11 protein-coding genes and 1 riboswitch are annotated in these 16,255 nt (G+C 61.6%); of the genes, 4 read left to right on the forward strand and 7 right to left on the reverse strand.

The features are described 5' to 3' along the window. Positions 1-41 precede the first annotated feature (41 nt). Positions 42-2,174: a catalase/peroxidase HPI gene (katG, locus tag ATO7_RS08605; protein WP_206044890.1), complete on the reverse strand. Its 2,133-nt coding sequence runs from the start codon at positions 2,172-2,174 to the stop codon at positions 42-44. A 330-nt stretch (positions 2,175-2,504) separates the two neighbouring features. On the opposite strand from katG, the gene ATO7_RS08610 reads away from it, so the two are divergent. Next, on the forward strand, positions 2,505-3,254 hold the full coding sequence (locus tag ATO7_RS08610) for a 2OG-Fe dioxygenase family protein (protein ID WP_083561271.1): 750 nt from the start codon (positions 2,505-2,507) through the stop codon (positions 3,252-3,254). A gap of 7 nt (positions 3,255-3,261) precedes the next feature. Here ATO7_RS08610 and ATO7_RS08615 read toward each other — a convergent pair whose 3' ends face one another. Both ATO7_RS08615 and ATO7_RS08620 read right to left on the reverse strand, forming a co-directional pair. Continuing rightward, complete coding sequence (locus ATO7_RS08615) at positions 3,262-5,010, reverse strand: pilus assembly protein TadG-related protein (RefSeq protein WP_083561272.1); 1,749 nt, start codon at positions 5,008-5,010, stop codon at positions 3,262-3,264. 165 nt (positions 5,011-5,175) lie between these two features. After that, positions 5,176-5,281: riboswitch (SAM-I-IV-variant riboswitch) on the forward strand. A gap of 216 nt (positions 5,282-5,497) precedes the next feature. Continuing rightward, positions 5,498-6,439 carry a GGDEF domain-containing response regulator gene (locus ATO7_RS08620; protein WP_158523121.1) on the reverse strand — a complete coding sequence of 314 codons (942 nt, stop codon included), beginning with the start codon at positions 6,437-6,439 and terminating at the stop codon, positions 5,498-5,500. Between the two features lie 71 nt (positions 6,440-6,510). On the opposite strand from ATO7_RS08620, the gene ATO7_RS08625 reads away from it, so the two are divergent. The 3 genes from ATO7_RS08625 to ATO7_RS08635 are packed head-to-tail and all read left to right on the forward strand — an operon-like array spanning position 6,511 to position 9,555. Beyond that, complete coding sequence (locus ATO7_RS08625) at positions 6,511-7,233, forward strand: sensor histidine kinase (RefSeq protein ID WP_083561790.1); 723 nt, start codon at positions 6,511-6,513, stop codon at positions 7,231-7,233. After that, the gene (locus tag ATO7_RS08630; RefSeq protein ID WP_158523122.1) at positions 7,220-9,142 is read left to right on the forward strand and encodes a sensor histidine kinase; all 1,923 of its coding nucleotides are present in this window, start codon (positions 7,220-7,222) and stop codon (positions 9,140-9,142) included. Before ATO7_RS08625 ends, ATO7_RS08630 begins: the two co-directional genes overlap by 14 nt. Then, the gene (locus ATO7_RS08635; RefSeq protein ID WP_083561275.1) at positions 9,139-9,555 is read left to right on the forward strand and encodes a response regulator; all 417 of its coding nucleotides are present in this window, start codon (positions 9,139-9,141) and stop codon (positions 9,553-9,555) included. The genes ATO7_RS08630 and ATO7_RS08635 overlap by 4 nt, the downstream gene beginning before the upstream one ends. Positions 9,556-9,608: 53 nt before the next feature. Here ATO7_RS08635 and ATO7_RS08640 read toward each other — a convergent pair whose 3' ends face one another. The 4 genes from ATO7_RS08640 to ATO7_RS08655 form a co-directional block, all read right to left on the reverse strand. After that, positions 9,609-12,731, reverse strand: a complete 3,123-nt coding sequence (locus tag ATO7_RS08640; RefSeq protein ID WP_083561276.1) for an efflux RND transporter permease subunit — start codon at positions 12,729-12,731, stop codon at positions 9,609-9,611. Beyond that, positions 12,728-14,461 carry an efflux RND transporter periplasmic adaptor subunit gene (locus ATO7_RS08645; RefSeq protein ID WP_083561277.1) on the reverse strand — a complete coding sequence of 578 codons (1,734 nt, stop codon included), beginning with the start codon at positions 14,459-14,461 and terminating at the stop codon, positions 12,728-12,730. Before ATO7_RS08645 ends, ATO7_RS08640 begins: the two co-directional genes overlap by 4 nt. Further along, positions 14,458-15,774, reverse strand: a complete 1,317-nt coding sequence (locus ATO7_RS08650; RefSeq protein WP_083561278.1) for a TolC family protein — start codon at positions 15,772-15,774, stop codon at positions 14,458-14,460. The genes ATO7_RS08645 and ATO7_RS08650 overlap by 4 nt, the downstream gene beginning before the upstream one ends. 121 nt (positions 15,775-15,895) lie before the next feature. Then, a complete protein-coding gene (locus ATO7_RS08655; protein WP_083561279.1) occupies positions 15,896-16,246 on the reverse strand; it encodes a hypothetical protein in 351 nt (116 codons plus the stop codon). Positions 16,247-16,255 lie beyond the last annotated feature (9 nt).

The raw sequence follows: 16,255 nt of genomic DNA on the forward strand, positions 1-16,255 counted from the left end.
AGCGGCGGCGTCCAAGACGCCGCCGCAGAGCAGGCCTGCCCTCAGGACAGGTCGAAACGATCCAGCTGCATGACCTTGACCCACGCGGCCACGAAGTCCTTGACGAACTTGTCGCGTGCATCATCGGCTGCATACACCTCGGCGATGGCTCGCAGTTCAGAGTGCGAGCCGAAGATCAGATCAACCGGTGTGGCCGTCCAGCGCAGCTCACCGCTGCTGCGGTCACGCCCTTCGTACAGGCCCTCCTGATCGCTGGCTTTCTGCCAGCGCGTGGACATGTCGAGCAGGTTGACGAAGAAGTCCTGACTGAGCTCGCCCGGCTTGTCGGTCAACACGCCATGACGCACGCCCTGGGCATTGGCATCAAGCACGCGCAAGCCGCCGATCAGCACGGTCATCTCGGGCACACTGAGGCTCAGCATATTGGCCCGATCAATCAGCTTGGCGGTAGGCGCAACGCGGTTGCTGTTGGCGTAGTAGTTGCGGAAACCATCTGCCGTGGGTTCAAGCACGGCAAAGGCTTCTGCATCCGTCTGCTGAGCCGTGGCATCCACGCGCCCAGGCGCAAACGGCACCTTGAGCTTGACGCCACCCTGCTCCGCCGCCTTTTCCACCGCCGCGCTGCCGGCCAGCACGATCAGATCGGCCAGCGAGACCTTGCGGCTGGAGCTGGCGTTGAAGTCCTTCTGCACCGTCTCCAGCGAAGCCAGCACCTTGGCCAGCTCTTGCGGATTATTGACCGGCCAGTCTTTCTGCGGCGCCAGACGTACGCGGGCCCCATTGGCTCCACCGCGCATGTCGGTGGCGCGGAAACTGCCGGCAGACGCCCAGGCCGTGCGCACCAGCTCCGGCACGCTGTGACCGGTCTTGAAGATCGCGGCCTTGAGCTTTTTGACGTCGGCATCATTGATCAGCGGCCCTTTGGCCTTGGGCAGCGGATCCTGCCACAGCAGATCTTCATCAGGCAGATCCACGCTGATGTAGCGTGATCGCGGCCCCATGTCGCGATGGGTCAGCTTGAACCAGGCCTTGGCGAAGGCCAGTTCAAACGCCTCCGGGTTTTCCTGGAAACGCTTGGCGATCTTGCGGTAGGCCGGATCTTCCTTCAGAGACAGGTCGGTGGTGAACATGATCGGTGCGTGGCGCTTGCTCTTGTCATGCGCATCCGGCACCAGATTGGCGGCCTGCCCGTCTGCGGGAATCCATTGCGTGCCACCCGCCGGGCTTTTGGTCTTGACCCATTCAAAGGCAAACAGGTTGTCGAGGTACTGGGTGGTCCAGGCAACCGGATTGACCGACCAGGCGCCTTCCAGGCCACTGGTGGTGGTATCCACACCCTTGCCGCTGCCGCAGCTGTTCTTCCAGCCAAAGCCCTGTTGCTCGATCGGTGCTGCAGCCGGCTCAACGCCAACACAATCCTCGGGCTTCTTGGCGCCGTGGGCCTTGCCAAAGGTGTGACCGCCTGCGATCAGGGCCACGGTTTCCTCGTCATTCATGGCCATGCGGCCAAAGGTTTCACGAATATCCTGAGCGGCGGCGAGCGGATCAGGATTGCCGTTGGGACCTTCCGGGTTGACGTAGATCAGGCCCATCTGCACGGCCGCAAGCGGGCGCTCCAACTCGCGATCGCCGCTGTAGCGCTCATCGGCCAGCCATTCCTGCTCCGGCCCCCAGTAGACCAGATCCGGCTCCCAGTCGTCCTCGCGGCCACCAGCAAAGCCGTAGGTTTTGAAGCCCATCGACGTAAGCGAAACATTGCCGGTCAGGACCATCAGGTCGGCCCAGGACAGGCTGCGACCGTATTTCTGCTTGACCGGCCACAGCAGACGCCGGGCCTTGTCCAGGTTGGCATTGTCCGGCCAGCTGTTGAGCGGCTCGAAACGCTGCTGACCGCCACCGGCACCGCCGCGCCCGTCAAAGATGCGGTAGGTCCCGGCGCTGTGCCAGGCCATGCGGATGAAAAACGGGCCATAGTGCCCGTAGTCCGCCGGCCACCAGTCCTGCGAGGTGGTCAGCACCGCTTCGATATCTTTCTTGACCGCCTCGATATCCAGGCTTTTGAAAGCCTCGGCATAGTCAAAGCTGTCATCGAACGGGCTGGATTCGGCGGCGTGCTGACGCAAAGGCGTCAGATCCAGTTCCTCAGGCCACCAGAATGAATTGGGCTTGGCCATGCCTTGGGCGTGGGCTGCATCATTGGTTGTTTTGGCCGGTTCGGTCTTGGGTTCGGGGACCGGCGGGGATTGCTCGTCGCTTGCCGCGCCACAGGCGGTAAGCACCAGAGGTGCAATTGCCAGGGCAATCACACCGAAAATCGGGGACGGACTATGCATGGGACTGACTCCTCTGTGTGGTTCTGGCCTCGTGCCGTCCAACAACCTATCATTTGTTTTTTTTATTATTAATAATTTATTGATTGTATTTTTTGATGGATTTTATTGATTTCCCGTATCAAGGGTGTGAACCCCCGCCTCTACGGCGTTCAATGAGATAATGGCGGCTTGATGAACAGCTCTCAGATCACCTTAGACCCACTCGAATCGATCGCCGCGCAGATCTCTGATCACGGTTATGCGCTGATGTCCGGCATCGACTTACGACCACACATCGAGCGTTTCGGAAGTCTGGCCGACTGGTCCACATTCAGTGCCAGCTGGGGTGATTTGCACATTGATCCATACATGGCTGACGGCGGTCGCTACCGCCGCCGGCGGCACGCCTGCTTTGCCATCGACAAAGATGCGGCGCCGCGCTTGGCGCCACATCAGGCCCACTACCAAAGCCTTGAATACAACCGCCTCAATGGCGGAATTCCACGTTGGTTCTCGCCGATCGACACCCGCGTGTGCGAAGGCGGGTCCATGCAGACCATCCTGCGTTTCGGCGCACGTCTGTTTGAAACACTGGCGCCAGACATCACCCGCTGGCATTGCGAAGCGCATCAATTTCGTATCGAAGCCAGCCCCAATGAAGCCGCGCAACCCACCCCGGAAGGTGCCCATCGCGATGGCGTTGATTACGTTCTGGTGCTCCTCATCCAGCGCCACAACATTGCCAGCGGCACCACCCAGATTTTCAATTCAGGCGGCGACGAGCTGGGCAGCTTTACCCTGGCTGAACCACTGGATGCCGCCATCATTGACGATCACCGCATCTTTCACGGTGTCACGCCGGTGGCACCGACGCAGCCGGATCAGGCGTCATTTCGCGATGTGCTGGTCATCACCTACAGCCGTCACCCCGCGACGGCTTAAGCCGGGCTCAGTTCACCTCGATCAGGGCCGGCGGCGCCATATACACATCAAGTACGGTCACCTCACCGCCCGAAATACTGACCCCCAGCATGGCCAGCAATGGATCGAGCACCGGGTCCAAAATACCTGAGAGGACGCCGGTCAACAGCCCTTCGACCAGGTCAAGCAAGCCATTGGCGCTACCCAGACCAAGCAAGCTCAATATCGGCAACAAGATAAGATTCAGCGCCGGACCCAACGGCGAACCGGGACAGAACTGCACGTACGTGTTGTCCAGCACATCTGATAGCAACTGCGACAACTGAGTCCCCGCACCGACGCCGAACTCGATGGTGTTGCGGGCCAGCAGCTCCGGGTTATCCGGATCGAATGGCCCCGTCAGGGTGCGCTCTTCATAGGTCAGCCCTCCGGGTGGAGGCTGTTCCGTCCAGGCACAGATCTGAATCAAGCCCAACAGGTTGACCAAAGGCGGATGGCGGATGCCGTCATTCTGGATTTTCAGAGCGGCCAGCCCCGCATCCAGGCCCAAACGCACGCTCGGCTGGCTACGTTGCGGCCCGGCGCAGTCGACATCCAGCAACTCCGCTTGGCTCTGCACCACGTCGAGCTGCAAGTTGACCGCCAAGGGGCTGCCCAGCAGCGGCAACAGGTTGAGCGACAGATCAACCTGGGCCTGCGAGGATTGAGCAAAGGTCAGCGCGTAGCCGCTTTCATCAGCCAGCGCTGGCCCCACACCAAGCACTGGCAAGCCGGCCAGTTCTAGCGCCAGCTCAGCGCTGGCAATGCCGGGAATATTCACCGGTAAGCCCAGCGTGATTTCCGACCCACCGAGTTGAAAAAGCAGCGATGACACCAGATCCAGCGCATTCACAACGGTGTTGCCCACGCCGCTAACCAGCGCTGCCCCGGCCGATAGAGAGTCGCCCACCACCACGGGCTGATCGGGTGCCACGTTGGCGATCTGCGACAACGCCTGGGCTGCGCCGTCGCTGCCCGACTGTACAGCCACGGCCAACACGCCGGTCAACACATCCAGCAACGACAAGGTGCTGTAGAGCATTTGGTCAACGCTGTGCATGCCCAGGGCCACAGCCAACTCTTCCAAGCGCACCGTTGTGGCCAGCAAACCATTGACACCCAGCACCTCAAGTTGAGGATCAGCACCCAACAATGCCCCCAGCACGGCATTCAGCAAACTGACATAACCCTGGTTGATGCTGAGTAGCGAGCCGCCCACACGAAAACTTGCTGATGGCGCCATGGCCGCCACGGCACGTGCCTGCAGCATCGGTCGCTCATCACTGCTTATACCAGGCAAAGGCAGAACCAACCGCGGCGCAGGCCGGCTCAGGCTCACATCCACCGCGTAGGCCTCACCGGCGCGTGATGATGGCAATGCGGCGAAAGCACGCAAGCCGCCAGGCGCGGTATCCACGCGACCCAATCGCACCTGCATATCCGGATTTGTCGCGCCCTGCGGATTGAGTTGCGCCAAGGTCGTCTGAACTGTGCTGAAAGCAACGTTGTAGCGCCCGCGCGGATCATCCGGAGCCAGACAACCGCCCGCACCACGGGCCGCGTTAAGTGCCGACAGGTTGGCTTGCTTCTGAAGATCTCTTTTGGCGCTGTAGAGTTGCGCCATATCGATTGCAAAGCCCGCTGCGGCAAGCATGGCCACCAGCATGATCGAAGCCAGAACGGCTGCAGCCCCGCGCTGCGCACCTGGCAGCCGGGCCGACCCGGGGGAAAAGCTCATGAGACATCCTTTTCTCATCGTGCGCGCAGCAACTGCGGTCGCGGCGCGGCTTTTGCACGCAGCGCCGAATCTGGCGCCGCGGCGCCGTACGCTGAACCTGAGCAGGTCAAGAAAATGTGAACGCCTTGTCGCGTTGATTCAGCTGCAGCGGCCGTTTAGAATGCGCCGCATCATCAAGAGCGGATGCTTCGGCGTCCCACCAACCTGCCGTCCCGGCAAGGTGGTGCTGCACACGTAGGATGTGGCCACTTCGGCAACCAATGGGATTCCTTCAGCAGCTCCGGATGTGGTTTTTCACAACCATGGACGAGCCCAATGCAAACCAATCAAGTCTGCGTCGCCAAAGTTGCGACCCACCCGCGTGACACATGTCAGCGCCCCGTCAAACAACCGCCGCCGCGCACGCTGGAGCAGCAGCTGCGCTCAGAAGGCCACCAGGTGAGCTGTCAGCGAGGACCAATCGGTACGACCGAATGGCTACTCAAACTCAGGGGTTAAGCGCAGCGGCATCGACAATCACAACGCCGCGCCCCGATTTTTTCGCCTCGTACATGGCGCGGTCCGCCGTCGCCAGAACCTCGTCTACCGAACCTGAGGTTTGCGGGTAACGGGCTACACCAACGCTGCCCCCACCGGCGTAAATACAGGTGCGGTCTTCAGCGAAAACCGGCTCGTGCAAGCGGGCATGAATGCGTTCGGCCATACCGGCAAGCTCAGCCTCGGAGGGCCCGGGTGTCAACAACACCAGGAATTCGTCACCACCCAGCCGAAACACCCGATCGCTGGTGCGTACGACTGACTGCAGGCCCTGCGCGATGCTTTTGAGCACCCGATCACCTGCGGCATGCCCAAAGTTGTCATTCACCGGCTTGAACTTGTTCAGATCGATGTTGAGCACGGCAAAGGAGCGCGGGGCCACGTCACCACCCGACAATGCCCGCAAACACTCCTCAAAGGCTGAACGATTGAGCAAACCGGTCAGCGCATCGGTCCGCGCCTGCGATTTCAGGAGGTTCAGCTGCTGATCCTCCTGCTGTTCGCGCAGTGCGTCTTCAAAAGCCGCTTCAATCACCCGCCGCAAGGCCTGTTCGTCAGCGTCTCGTTTGGAAAGGTAGTCTGTTGCGCCGCGCTTGATCGCTTTGACCGCCACCGCCTCATTGCCCCAGCCGGTCAACATGATGATCGGAACCAGGCGATAACGCGGTTCACGGCGCAACACTTGCAGCAATTCCATACCGCTGTCGCCGGGCAGGTTGAGATCAAGCAGGATGCAATCAAAGTGGGCATGTTCAAGCGAACTGAGAAAGGCCTCTGCATCACTGAACACCTCGACCACAGCGCCGGGCATCGCGGTACTGAGCATATCGCTGAAGATCAGTTGATCACTCGCCGAGTCATCAACCAGCGCGATACGCGGAGATTCATTCATGGTCATGGGTTCGTAACCGCTTTATTGACGCGTATTGTACCTTTGTCATCCTGAAGAGCTTATTGGTTCATATGGGTTCACAACACATCGCAGCGCAGAAGCTGCAGGCGCTGGAGAAGGAACTGGAGTCCTTCGCCTATTCAGTCGCCCACGACTTGCATGCGCCGTTGCGCGCCATCCTGCATTTTTCCAAGATGCTCGAACGTCGCGCTCACGACAAGCTGGATACACGCGAGCAAGAATTGCTCCGTCAAATTCCCGAGCTGGCCGGTAAGGCGCAGGGCATGCTTGATGCCCTGCTCGCCTATTCCCGCCTGGGACAGCCCGAACTGCACGTCGAGCCGCTGGATATGACCGAGCTGGCTCGATCCGCCGGCACGCGACTGCAGGAACAGTTCCCGCAGGCCAATCTCGCCTTGGACATCGCCGCGCAGCTGCCGGCCGCCTCCGGCGACAAAGGCTTGATCACGCGCTTATTGGATGAACTGATGACCAATGCGGTGCAGTTCAATGATCAGGACACGCGCAAGATTACGGTGAGCTTCGACCAGGACGAGGATGCCTATTGTGTTGATGACAACGGCATTGGCATGTCGCCAAGCGGACTGGAACGGGCTGGCGCCGTGTTTTGTCGCCTGCACGCGCAGGGCGTCTACGGCGATGGCTTGGGTATGGGGCTAAGCATGGCCAGCAAAATTGCCAGATTGCATCATGGGCGCTTGTGGCTTCGGTCCATCCCCGACCAAGGCACCCGTGTTTACTTCCAGCTCGGAGCGCAGCATGAAACGCAATAGCATTTCCTCACGCCTTGCGCTGGTCATGGTTCTGATTGTGACCCTGACTGCTGTGCTCGCATCCGCGCTGATTTTTTCTCGTTTGAACAGCGTGCTGATCGATTCGACCTCGGGCGATCTGGAGCGTGAGGCCGAGATTCAGGCAACCAAGTTCATAAGCCGGATTGATGAGCTGACCCGCGACACGTTGCTGCTGGCCAACACCCCGCCGATACAAGGCATCATCCGGGCCAACGTGGCTGGCACAGACCCTACGGATGGCTCAACATTGGCGATGTGGCGGCAACGTCTTGAGGTCATATTCGAAGGTCTAATTCGCAACAAACCTGATTACCTGCAAGTCCGCTACATCGGCATCGACGATCAAGGCCGCGAACTTGTCCGGGTGGATCGTGACCTCAACACGGCCGAAGTCCGCATAGTGGAAACCACTGCCCTGCAGCAAAAAGGCACAGAGCCGTACTTCATATCTGCCATCAACAAAGATTCCGGTCAGGTTGATCTGTCGCCGATCAACCTCAACCGCGAGCAAGGTGTGATCGAAAAACCCTATATGCCGGTGATCCGATCCTCCACACCGGTTGTCGATCAGACCAGCGGCGAGGTGTTCGGTATCGTGGTGATCAACCTGGCTGTTGAAAGTGCATTGCGCGAACTTACCACCGGCGTGGACACCAAACAGACCCACTATGTCGCGAACCAGGATGGCCACTATCTGGTGCACCCAAGACGCGAACGCGAATTCGAATTTGAGCATGGCGTTCAGGCGCAAGCTCAGTCGGACTTCCCGTTGCTCGAGACGCTGATGCATAACGGTGCCCATGTGGAATCACGCGTGGATACCGACAACCAGCAGGTCCTCAGTGCCCTCGCGGTCACATTCGGTCCGCAGGCATCAGCGCAAAAGCTCTATCACGTGGTTACCGACGGCTTCAATGACATCACGGTCGTCTCGCGCGACGTCGCGAAACAAGCCGCGTTGCTGATCATCGCGCTGGCTGGCATCGCCTTCGTGGTCGGTACGATCCTGGCGCGGCGCATCGTCAGTCCCATCGAGAAACTGGCCGAATCGGTGCGCAATCTGGATGTCGACAACACGACGCTAAGCATTCCTTCGTCCCTGCCAGACGAAGCCGGCGAACTGGCCCGCGCGCTGGAGAACAGCCTGGATGCGGTGCGCCGGCGCAATGATCAACTGGTCGCGAAGAACAAGGAGCTGGAGCAGTTCGCCTACATCGCTTCGCACGACTTGCAAGAGCCGGTACGCACGATCACCAGCTTTTCCACCATGCTGCACAGCCGCTACCTGGATCAATTTGATGAGCGCGGGCAAAAAAGCCTGAACTTCATTCTGGATTCCTGCCAGCGCATGCAATCGCTGATTCACGGGCTGCTTGAATACAGCCGGCTGGGCAAGAAAGCCGAACCTGAAGATGTCGATTTTGCTGCCATGATCAAGGGTGTCATCGACGACTTGCATGCCTCGATCGAAAGCAAGAACGCTTCGATCAGTGTCGGGTCGCTCCCCGAACTGCATGTTTTCGCCGTGGAAGTGCGTCTGCTTTTTCAGAACCTGCTCGGTAACGCGCTGAAGTTCACGCGCCCCGACGTGACACCGGTTGTCGCCATTGAGGCCACCCGTCAGGGGCGCGCATGGCAGTTTTCAGTCACCGACAACGGGTTAGGCATCGCCCCTGAAGCGCGTGAGAAGGTGTTCATGATTTTTCAGCGTTTGCAGAATCGCAACGAATACGAAGGCACCGGTATCGGTCTGGCACACTGCCGCAAAATCGTCGAAATGCACGGCGGCAACATCTGGATTGAAGATGCGCCGGGTGGCGGCTCGCGTTTCATGTTCACGCTACAGGAAGTGTCGGCAAACCGGCCGACGGAGGCCAACAAAGGATGAAAAGATTGAAGCGCGTATTGCTGATTGACGACTACGAAGCCGACAATTTCATGCACGAAATGCTGTTTGAAGAGATGGGCTGCGCCGACGAGATTGTCGTCAAGCTGAATGGACGTGAAGCGCTGGACTATCTGACCACGCCTCAGCAGGGCCAGCTGCCCAGGCCGGATCTGATCTGCCTGGACATCAATATGCCGGTGATGAACGGCTGGGAGTTCCTCGCCGCCTACGAGGCCCTGGATGAGGACATGCGTGGCGGTGTCGTGCTCATGATGCTGACAACATCGCTCAACCCGGACGACAAATCGCTGGCCGATTCAAACGAAGCGATCTCCGATTTCGTGTCCAAACCGCTGACGCGCGAAGCGCTCGGTGAATTGCTGAGCAAGCATTTTCCTGATCTTGAGGTGTGAGACATCCGCGACACGGCGGTGCGCACTTGCATGCGCACCGCCGCTGTTCGCGCTCACTCGCGCCGCGCCCCACGCGTGACCCACAGCAAATAAACGCAGGGCATCACCAGCAGACTCAGCAACAGCGCGCTGATGGCCCCGCCGAACAATGGCGCAGCGATGCGGTGCATGATCTCCGAGCCGGTTCCGCTGCTCAGCATCACCGGCAGTAGCCCGAAAATCAGCGTGGCGGTGGTCATCACCACCGGACGCAGGCGCAGACGGGCACCGTCCGCAACCGCTTGACGCCAGTCTTCAAGCGTGGGCGCGTGGCCACGTTCACGGCTGTCGTCGATCAGCCGCGCGCGGGCCATGTTCAGGTACACCAGCATCACCACACCGATCTCCACCGCAACGCCGGCCAGCGCTATGAACCCGACCCCAACGGCCACCGACAGGGGATAGCCCAGCGCAAACAGCAACCACACCCCACCGATCAGTGCCAGCGGTACGGTACCGAGGATGATCGCGACCTGGGCGAAGCTGCGAAACGCCAGGAACAACAGCAAGGTGATCACCGCCAGGGTCGCCGGCACCACCAGCGCAAGCTTCTGCTTGGCCCGTTGCATGTACTCGTATTGCCCCGACCAGCTCAGTGCATAACCCGGCGGCAGCTTGAGCTCACGCTCGACCAAGGCCTGAGCTTCGCGCACGTAGGAGCCCACATCACGGCCCTGGATGTCGACAAAAACCCAGCCTGACAGACGGGCATTCTCGCTCTTGATCATCGGCGGGCCATCCTCCACCCGCACCTCGGCCACATCACCCAGCGCGACCTGTGCCCCGCCCGGCGTCACGATCGGCAAGGCGTCTATTGCCTGCACCGAATCGCGCAGGCTCTGCGGGTAACGCAGATTCACCGGATAGCGCTCCAGACCTTCCACCGTCTGCGTCACATTCATGCCACCGATCGCGCTACGCACCACGGCTTGCACATCATCGATATTGAGGCCCAGACGACCAGCCCGCTGGCGATCGATATCCACCGTGATGTAGCGCCCGCCAGCAACGCGTTCGGCGTACACGCTGGCAGTGCCCGGCAACTGCGGCAGCAGGGCCTCCAACGAACGGCCAATAGCCTGAATCTGGGCCAGGTCGGATCCACCGATCTTGATACCGACCGGCGTTTTGATACCGGTCGCGAGCATGTCGATGCGGGTCTTGATCGGCATCACCCAGGCGTTGGTCACCCCCGGCAACTGAACCCGCTGTTTGATCTCCTCACGGATGTCCTGCAGGGTCATGCCTTCGCGCCATTCACTCTGCGGTTTGAAGGTGATGGTGGTCTCGATCATGGTCAGCGGCGCCGGATCCGTGGCGGTCTCGGCACGCCCGATTTTGCCGAACACGGTATCCACCTCCGGCACCGATTTGATCAACTTGTCGGTCTGCTGCAGCACCTGGCGGGCCTTGCCAATCGAGATGCCAGGGCGGGTGGTGGGCATGTACATCCAGTCACCCTCATCCAGCGGTGGCATGAACTCCGAACCCAGCCGGGTGGCCGGGTACAGCGTGGCCAGCACGGCCAGCGCCCCGCCGCCAACCACCAGCCATGGCGCCCGCAGCAACGTCCGAATCACCGGGGTGTAGAGCCTCATCAGGATGCGGTTGATCGGGTTGTCCTGTTCCGCGCGTATGCGTCCGCGCACGAAATAACCCATGAGCACCGGCACCAAGGTGATGGCCAAGCCTGCCGAGACTGCCATGGCATAGGTTTTGGTGTAGGCCAGCGGTGTGAAAAGACGCCCCTCCTGCGCTTCCAACGTGAACACCGGAAGAAAGCTCAGGGTGATGATGAGCAGGGAAAAGAACAGCGGCGGCCCAACCTCGCTGGAGGCCTCGACCACGCGCTGCCAGTGCGTGCGCGCATCGTCTTTTCGCTCCATGTGCTTGTGCAGGTTCTCGATCATCACGATGGCCGCATCGACCATCGCACCAATGGCAATGGCAATGCCGCCCAGCGACATAATGTTGGCGTTGAGCCCCTGCCAGCGCATGATCAGAAACGCGACCAGAATGCCCACCGGCAGGCTGACAATGGCGACCAGGGCCGAACGCAGGTGGAACAGGAACACCGCGCAGACCAGGGCCACCACCAGAAATTCTTCCAGCAAGGTGCGATACAGATTGTCGACCGCCCGCCCGATCAGCTCGGAGCGGTCATACACCGGCACCACTTGCACCCCGTCAGGCAGGCTCGAACTGAGCTGTTCAAGCTTGTGCTTGACCCGCTCGATGGTGGCCTGCGCGTTGCCGCCGTAACGCATCACGATGATTCCGCCAACCACCTCACCCTGACCGTTGAGCTCGGCGATACCACGCCTGAGCTGAGGCCCGATCTGGATCTCGGCCACATCGGCCAGACTCACCACCACGCCATCGGCCGTGCTGCGCAGCGGTATCGCTTTGAGATCGTCAACACCGCGCAGATAGCCGGTGGCGCGCACCATGTATTCGGCCTCCGCCATTTCCACCACGGCGCCGCCGGCCTCCTGATTGGCAGACTGAATGGCTTTGCGCACCTGTGCCAGAGGCATGTTCAGCGCACGCAGGCGATCGGGGTCCACCACCACCTGATACTGCCGCACCATACCGCCCACGGTGGCCACTTCAGCCACCCCTTCAACCGTCTGCAGTTCGTACTTCAGAAACCAGTTCTGCAAGGAAGTCAGCTGCGACAGATCATGCTGCCCGCTGCGGTCAACCAGGGCGTACTCGTAAACCCAGCCCACCCCGGTGGCATCCGGGCCCAACGCGGGGCGCGCCGCATCCGGCAGATTGGGCGCCACCTGGGACAGCGATTCCAGCACCCGTGAGCGCGCCCAGTAGGGATCCGTGCCGTCCTCGAACAGGATGTACACGTAGGAATCCCCGAAGAACGAATAGCCCCGCACCGACGCGGCCCCGGGCACCGCCAGCATGGCCGTGGACAAGGGATAGGTGACCTGCTCCTCGACCACCCGCGGTGCCTGCCCGGCAAACGGAGTACGAATGATGACCTGCACATCGGACAGATCCGGAATGGCATCCACTGCCGTGTCCTTGAGCGCCAGCAGCCCGGCCGCAACCAGAAACAGGGTGGCCAGCAACACCAGCGGCCGGTTGTGCACCGACCAGTCGATGATGCGCGCAATCATGGCGCCAGCTCCAGATGGTCGATCTGCATGGTCTCGGGGTCGATGCTGAAGCGCACCTCATCGCCCGGCTCAAGGTCCGCAATGGGCAGCGCCGGAGCCCAGACGAAGGGCATGGTCATGGCCGCCATACCGACCGATTCAATCGCCTCATGCTGCAGCGTCACACGCCGCCGCTGCGGCTCGATGGACACCACCCGGCCACGGGTCAGCTCGCCCCGCTCAACGGACGCCGCATTGCCATGCATGGCCGCGTGATCATGTCCGGCATGGGGCTGGTCCGCCAACGCGTCCAGCTGCACCACCTCAAAACGCCCGGGGCCGGGCTGGCGCACCACCACCTCAACCCGGTCACCCGGCTCAAAACCGTCGGCATCAACCGCCAGCTCGAACGGCATGGTCATGCCCGGCATCGACAGCCCTTGCTCACCCATCGGCTGGATCGCCTCGTGGCGCAGGGTGATGCTGCGCGCCGCGGCATCCAGCGCGCTGATCACCGCGCGCGTACGCCCCTGCGGATGGGCCGCTTTCAAGCGCAAGGCCTCGGCATCCAGATTGGCCTCCGAGTCGATCAGGAACTGCCCCGACACCACCACTTCATCGCCCGCCTGCAGACCGTCGAGCACATGCACGCGATCACCGGCCTGCACGCCGGTGCGGACCGGCACAACATCGAAGCCGCCGGCCTCGATACGCCGCACGACGCGTTGCCCCTGGCCGCTGCGGATCACCGCTGCGGCCGGCACGCTGAGCACATCGGCCAGTGGCTCGGCATGGATGGTCGCACGGGCAAACATGTTGGGCCGTAATGCGCCATCGCTGTTGTCAAAAACCAGCCGCACACGCAGCGTGCGTGTGAGCGCATCGAGACTCGGGTAAACATGCTCGACCCGCCCCTGCCAGCGCCGCCCCGGCCACGCATCAAACTGCGCGCTGGCTTCAAGCCCCGGGCGCAAATGGGCGGCATCACGTTCCATCACGTCCACCAGCACCCACACCGTGTTGAGGCTGGCCAGCGTCATCATGTGAGTCCCGGGCGAGACAAACTGTCCGTCACGCACCCCCAGCATGGACACCACCGCATCACTTTGCGCACGGCGCAGCAGATGCTTGTCCGGGGTACCGCGACGCTCAAGTGCGGCAATCTGCTCGCGGCTGTAACCCAAGGCCAGCAGACGCTCGGCGGCCGCCGCGACCAACGCCGGACGTTGTGATCGACCGGCGCTCAGATATTCCTGCTCCGCGGCCACCAGCTTAGGCGAAAACAGGGCGTACAGCGCCTGATCGTGCTCAACCCGTGCGCCTTCACTTTCCACAGCCAGATTTTCCAGCCAGCCCTCGGCCCGGGCGTGAATCATCTGAAAACTGTTTTCGTCGTAACTCACAACGCCGACAGCCGCGATATCACGCGGCAGCGCGCCGCGCTCGACCACACCCGTTCGCAGGCCAAGATTGTTGACCACATGGGCATCGATGCGGACATCCACACCACCGCCAGAGCCGCCCTCGGCGCACACCGGGACCAGATCCATGCCCATGGGAGACTTGCCCGGGGCCTTGCGCTGATAACTCGGATCCATCGGCGCAGCCCAGTGCACAGGCTGCGTCCCGCCAGCACACGGCCCGTCGCCCTCAGCTGCCGCCGAGTTCTGCGGCGCAGCGCCGAACCACAAACCCGCACCTGCGCCCACCAACAACAAGACCAAAGCGGCCATCACATGACGCAAACTCATGGCTGAGTCTCCTCAAACAGATTCAGATCGGGATCGGCCACCTGGCGCGCCAGCGTGGCGCGTGCCGACCATTCATCAACGCGGGCGCGCTGGATACCCAACCGGGTGGCCAGCAGCTGCTGTTCGGCGTCGATCACGGCTTGAAAATCACCCGCGCCGCTACGCCAGTCTGCGCGCGCTGCACTCAAGTTCTGCTCCGCCAACGGCAACAGATCGGATTGATACAGGGCGATGGTTTGGCGCGCCTGCTGCACCTGGCTGTAGGCCTGGGCCACCGCGGCCGCAAGTTGCGCGGCCACATCACGCTGAGCCCAGCGCGCCTGCTGGATCTGAGCTTCGGCCGCATCGACCTGATGACGTCGGCGCGCGAAGTTGAGCGGCAGGTTGAGGCTGATGCCGGCCTGCAAACGTTTCTCCGCCGGATCCATGGTGCCCACATGAGCCAGATTCAGGCGTAGATCCGGCAAGCTGTCGCGCTGCGCCAGCGCAAGCTGCTGGCGTGATTGCTGCTCGCGCGCACCCAGGGCTTTGAGCGCTGGCTGATGCCGCTGAGCGCTGGCCACCAGGGCAGCCAGCGGCGGCAGGGCCGGCGGCTCGAGCCACGGCTGCGGGGCCGCAAGTGGGGCATCGAAGGGCCGATCACGCAAGGCGTTGATGGCAGCCTGAACGCTGTGCTTGCGTTGCTCCAACTGGAGGTTTTCGCGTTGCAGGTTGGCCTGCCGCAACTCGGCCTGCAACACCGCTTGCTGGGTGCCCTGTCCGCTGGCATAGCGCTGTGTCGCCACCGCACTCAGCTCGCCCAGCAGCGCCTGGTTGGCGGCATTGATGGCCAGCGCCTGATCCACCCAGTACCACTGCCCAAAGTATTGCCGTGTTTGCTCGGCAACCTGCAGTTGAAGGCTAGCCAGATCGTGAGCCTGCATCTGATGGGCCGCCACTGCCGCTTCACGTGCCAGGCCCAACTTTCCGGGCCACGGCATGCTTTGACTCAGCTGCCAATTGTGTCGCGTATCCAAACGCTGGTCGCCAACCGTGTGTGGCGCCACCGACCAGCTCAGCATGGGATCAGGCAACGCGCCAGCAACATCAATACGCGCCGCAGCTGCGCTGACCGCTTGGGACAAAGCGTGTTGCCCCGGGTGTCGCTGCAACACCTCACGCACCAGGGTGTCTGCGTCAAGCTGCGCTTGTGCGCTGACAGACCTCGCAACCATCGACAGGGCAAGCAGCGCAAGCCACGGCAAGCCGGCTAAAAACCAACGGCCAGATCGATGCGTCGCGCACACGCCACGGCCGAGAATCACTACATTCATTTTCCAAAATCCAGATCAGGCTTTGGCGCGACAGCGCAGCGACTCCACCTTCGCGGGTCACAGCCATCGCCGGCCAAAGCAGCATCGAACACCCACGTCAGGCAGGTGCAAAGCGAAACGATCAGGACGCTGTTGTTGGCGGTCTCAGCAGCGGGAAAACGTGTGCAGGCAAAGGCTCTGCGCGCAGGCCAGACGGTCTTTGCGCGAGCGGCTCATAGGCCTGGAGGGTCAGCATGCCAAACACGATGCTGGTGTGCCCGATCAGCGAACATCCGCATTGACAGGGCTCGGCCTCATCGACCGATTCGGCCGACATCTGCGCCATGGACTCATGGCTATCGCAGGGATGCTCAGCAGCAGGCGCATCGACTTCGGCCACCGCGACCTGCGGCATGCAGCAGGTCGCCAGGACCTGGCCAACAGGCAGCCAGGCCATGACGGCGATCAGCAGATAGCGCAGATAAGCATTCATCTTGTGGCC

It is taken from the genome of Oceanococcus atlanticus (assembly GCF_002088235.1).
Lineage (GTDB): Bacteria > Pseudomonadota > Gammaproteobacteria > Nevskiales > Oceanococcaceae > Oceanococcus > Oceanococcus atlanticus.

Bases quoted from the DNA above. Each gene is read 5' to 3' on its own strand.
- ATO7_RS08610 (WP_083561271.1), top strand. From the start codon at position 2,505: ATGAACAGCTCTCAGATCACCTTAGACCCACTCGAATCGATCGCCGCG.
- ATO7_RS08650 (WP_083561278.1), bottom strand. From the start codon at position 15,774: ATGAATGTAGTGATTCTCGGCCGTGGCGTGTGCGCGACGCATCGATCT.
- ATO7_RS08630 (WP_158523122.1), top strand. From the start codon at position 7,220: ATGAAACGCAATAGCATTTCCTCACGCCTTGCGCTGGTCATGGTTCTG.
- ATO7_RS08640 (WP_083561276.1), bottom strand. From the start codon at position 12,731: ATGATTGCGCGCATCATCGACTGGTCGGTGCACAACCGGCCGCTGGTG.
- katG (WP_206044890.1), bottom strand. From the start codon at position 2,174: ATGGCCAAGCCCAATTCATTCTGGTGGCCTGAGGAACTGGATCTGACG.
- ATO7_RS08655 (WP_083561279.1), bottom strand. From the start codon at position 16,246: ATGAATGCTTATCTGCGCTATCTGCTGATCGCCGTCATGGCCTGGCTG.
- ATO7_RS08620 (WP_158523121.1), bottom strand. From the start codon at position 6,439: ATGAATGAATCTCCGCGTATCGCGCTGGTTGATGACTCGGCGAGTGAT.
- ATO7_RS08635 (WP_083561275.1), top strand. From the start codon at position 9,139: ATGAAAAGATTGAAGCGCGTATTGCTGATTGACGACTACGAAGCCGAC.
- ATO7_RS08615 (WP_083561272.1), bottom strand. From the start codon at position 5,010: ATGAGCTTTTCCCCCGGGTCGGCCCGGCTGCCAGGTGCGCAGCGCGGG.
- ATO7_RS08625 (WP_083561790.1), top strand. From the start codon at position 6,511: ATGGGTTCACAACACATCGCAGCGCAGAAGCTGCAGGCGCTGGAGAAG.
- ATO7_RS08645 (WP_083561277.1), bottom strand. From the start codon at position 14,461: ATGAGTTTGCGTCATGTGATGGCCGCTTTGGTCTTGTTGTTGGTGGGC.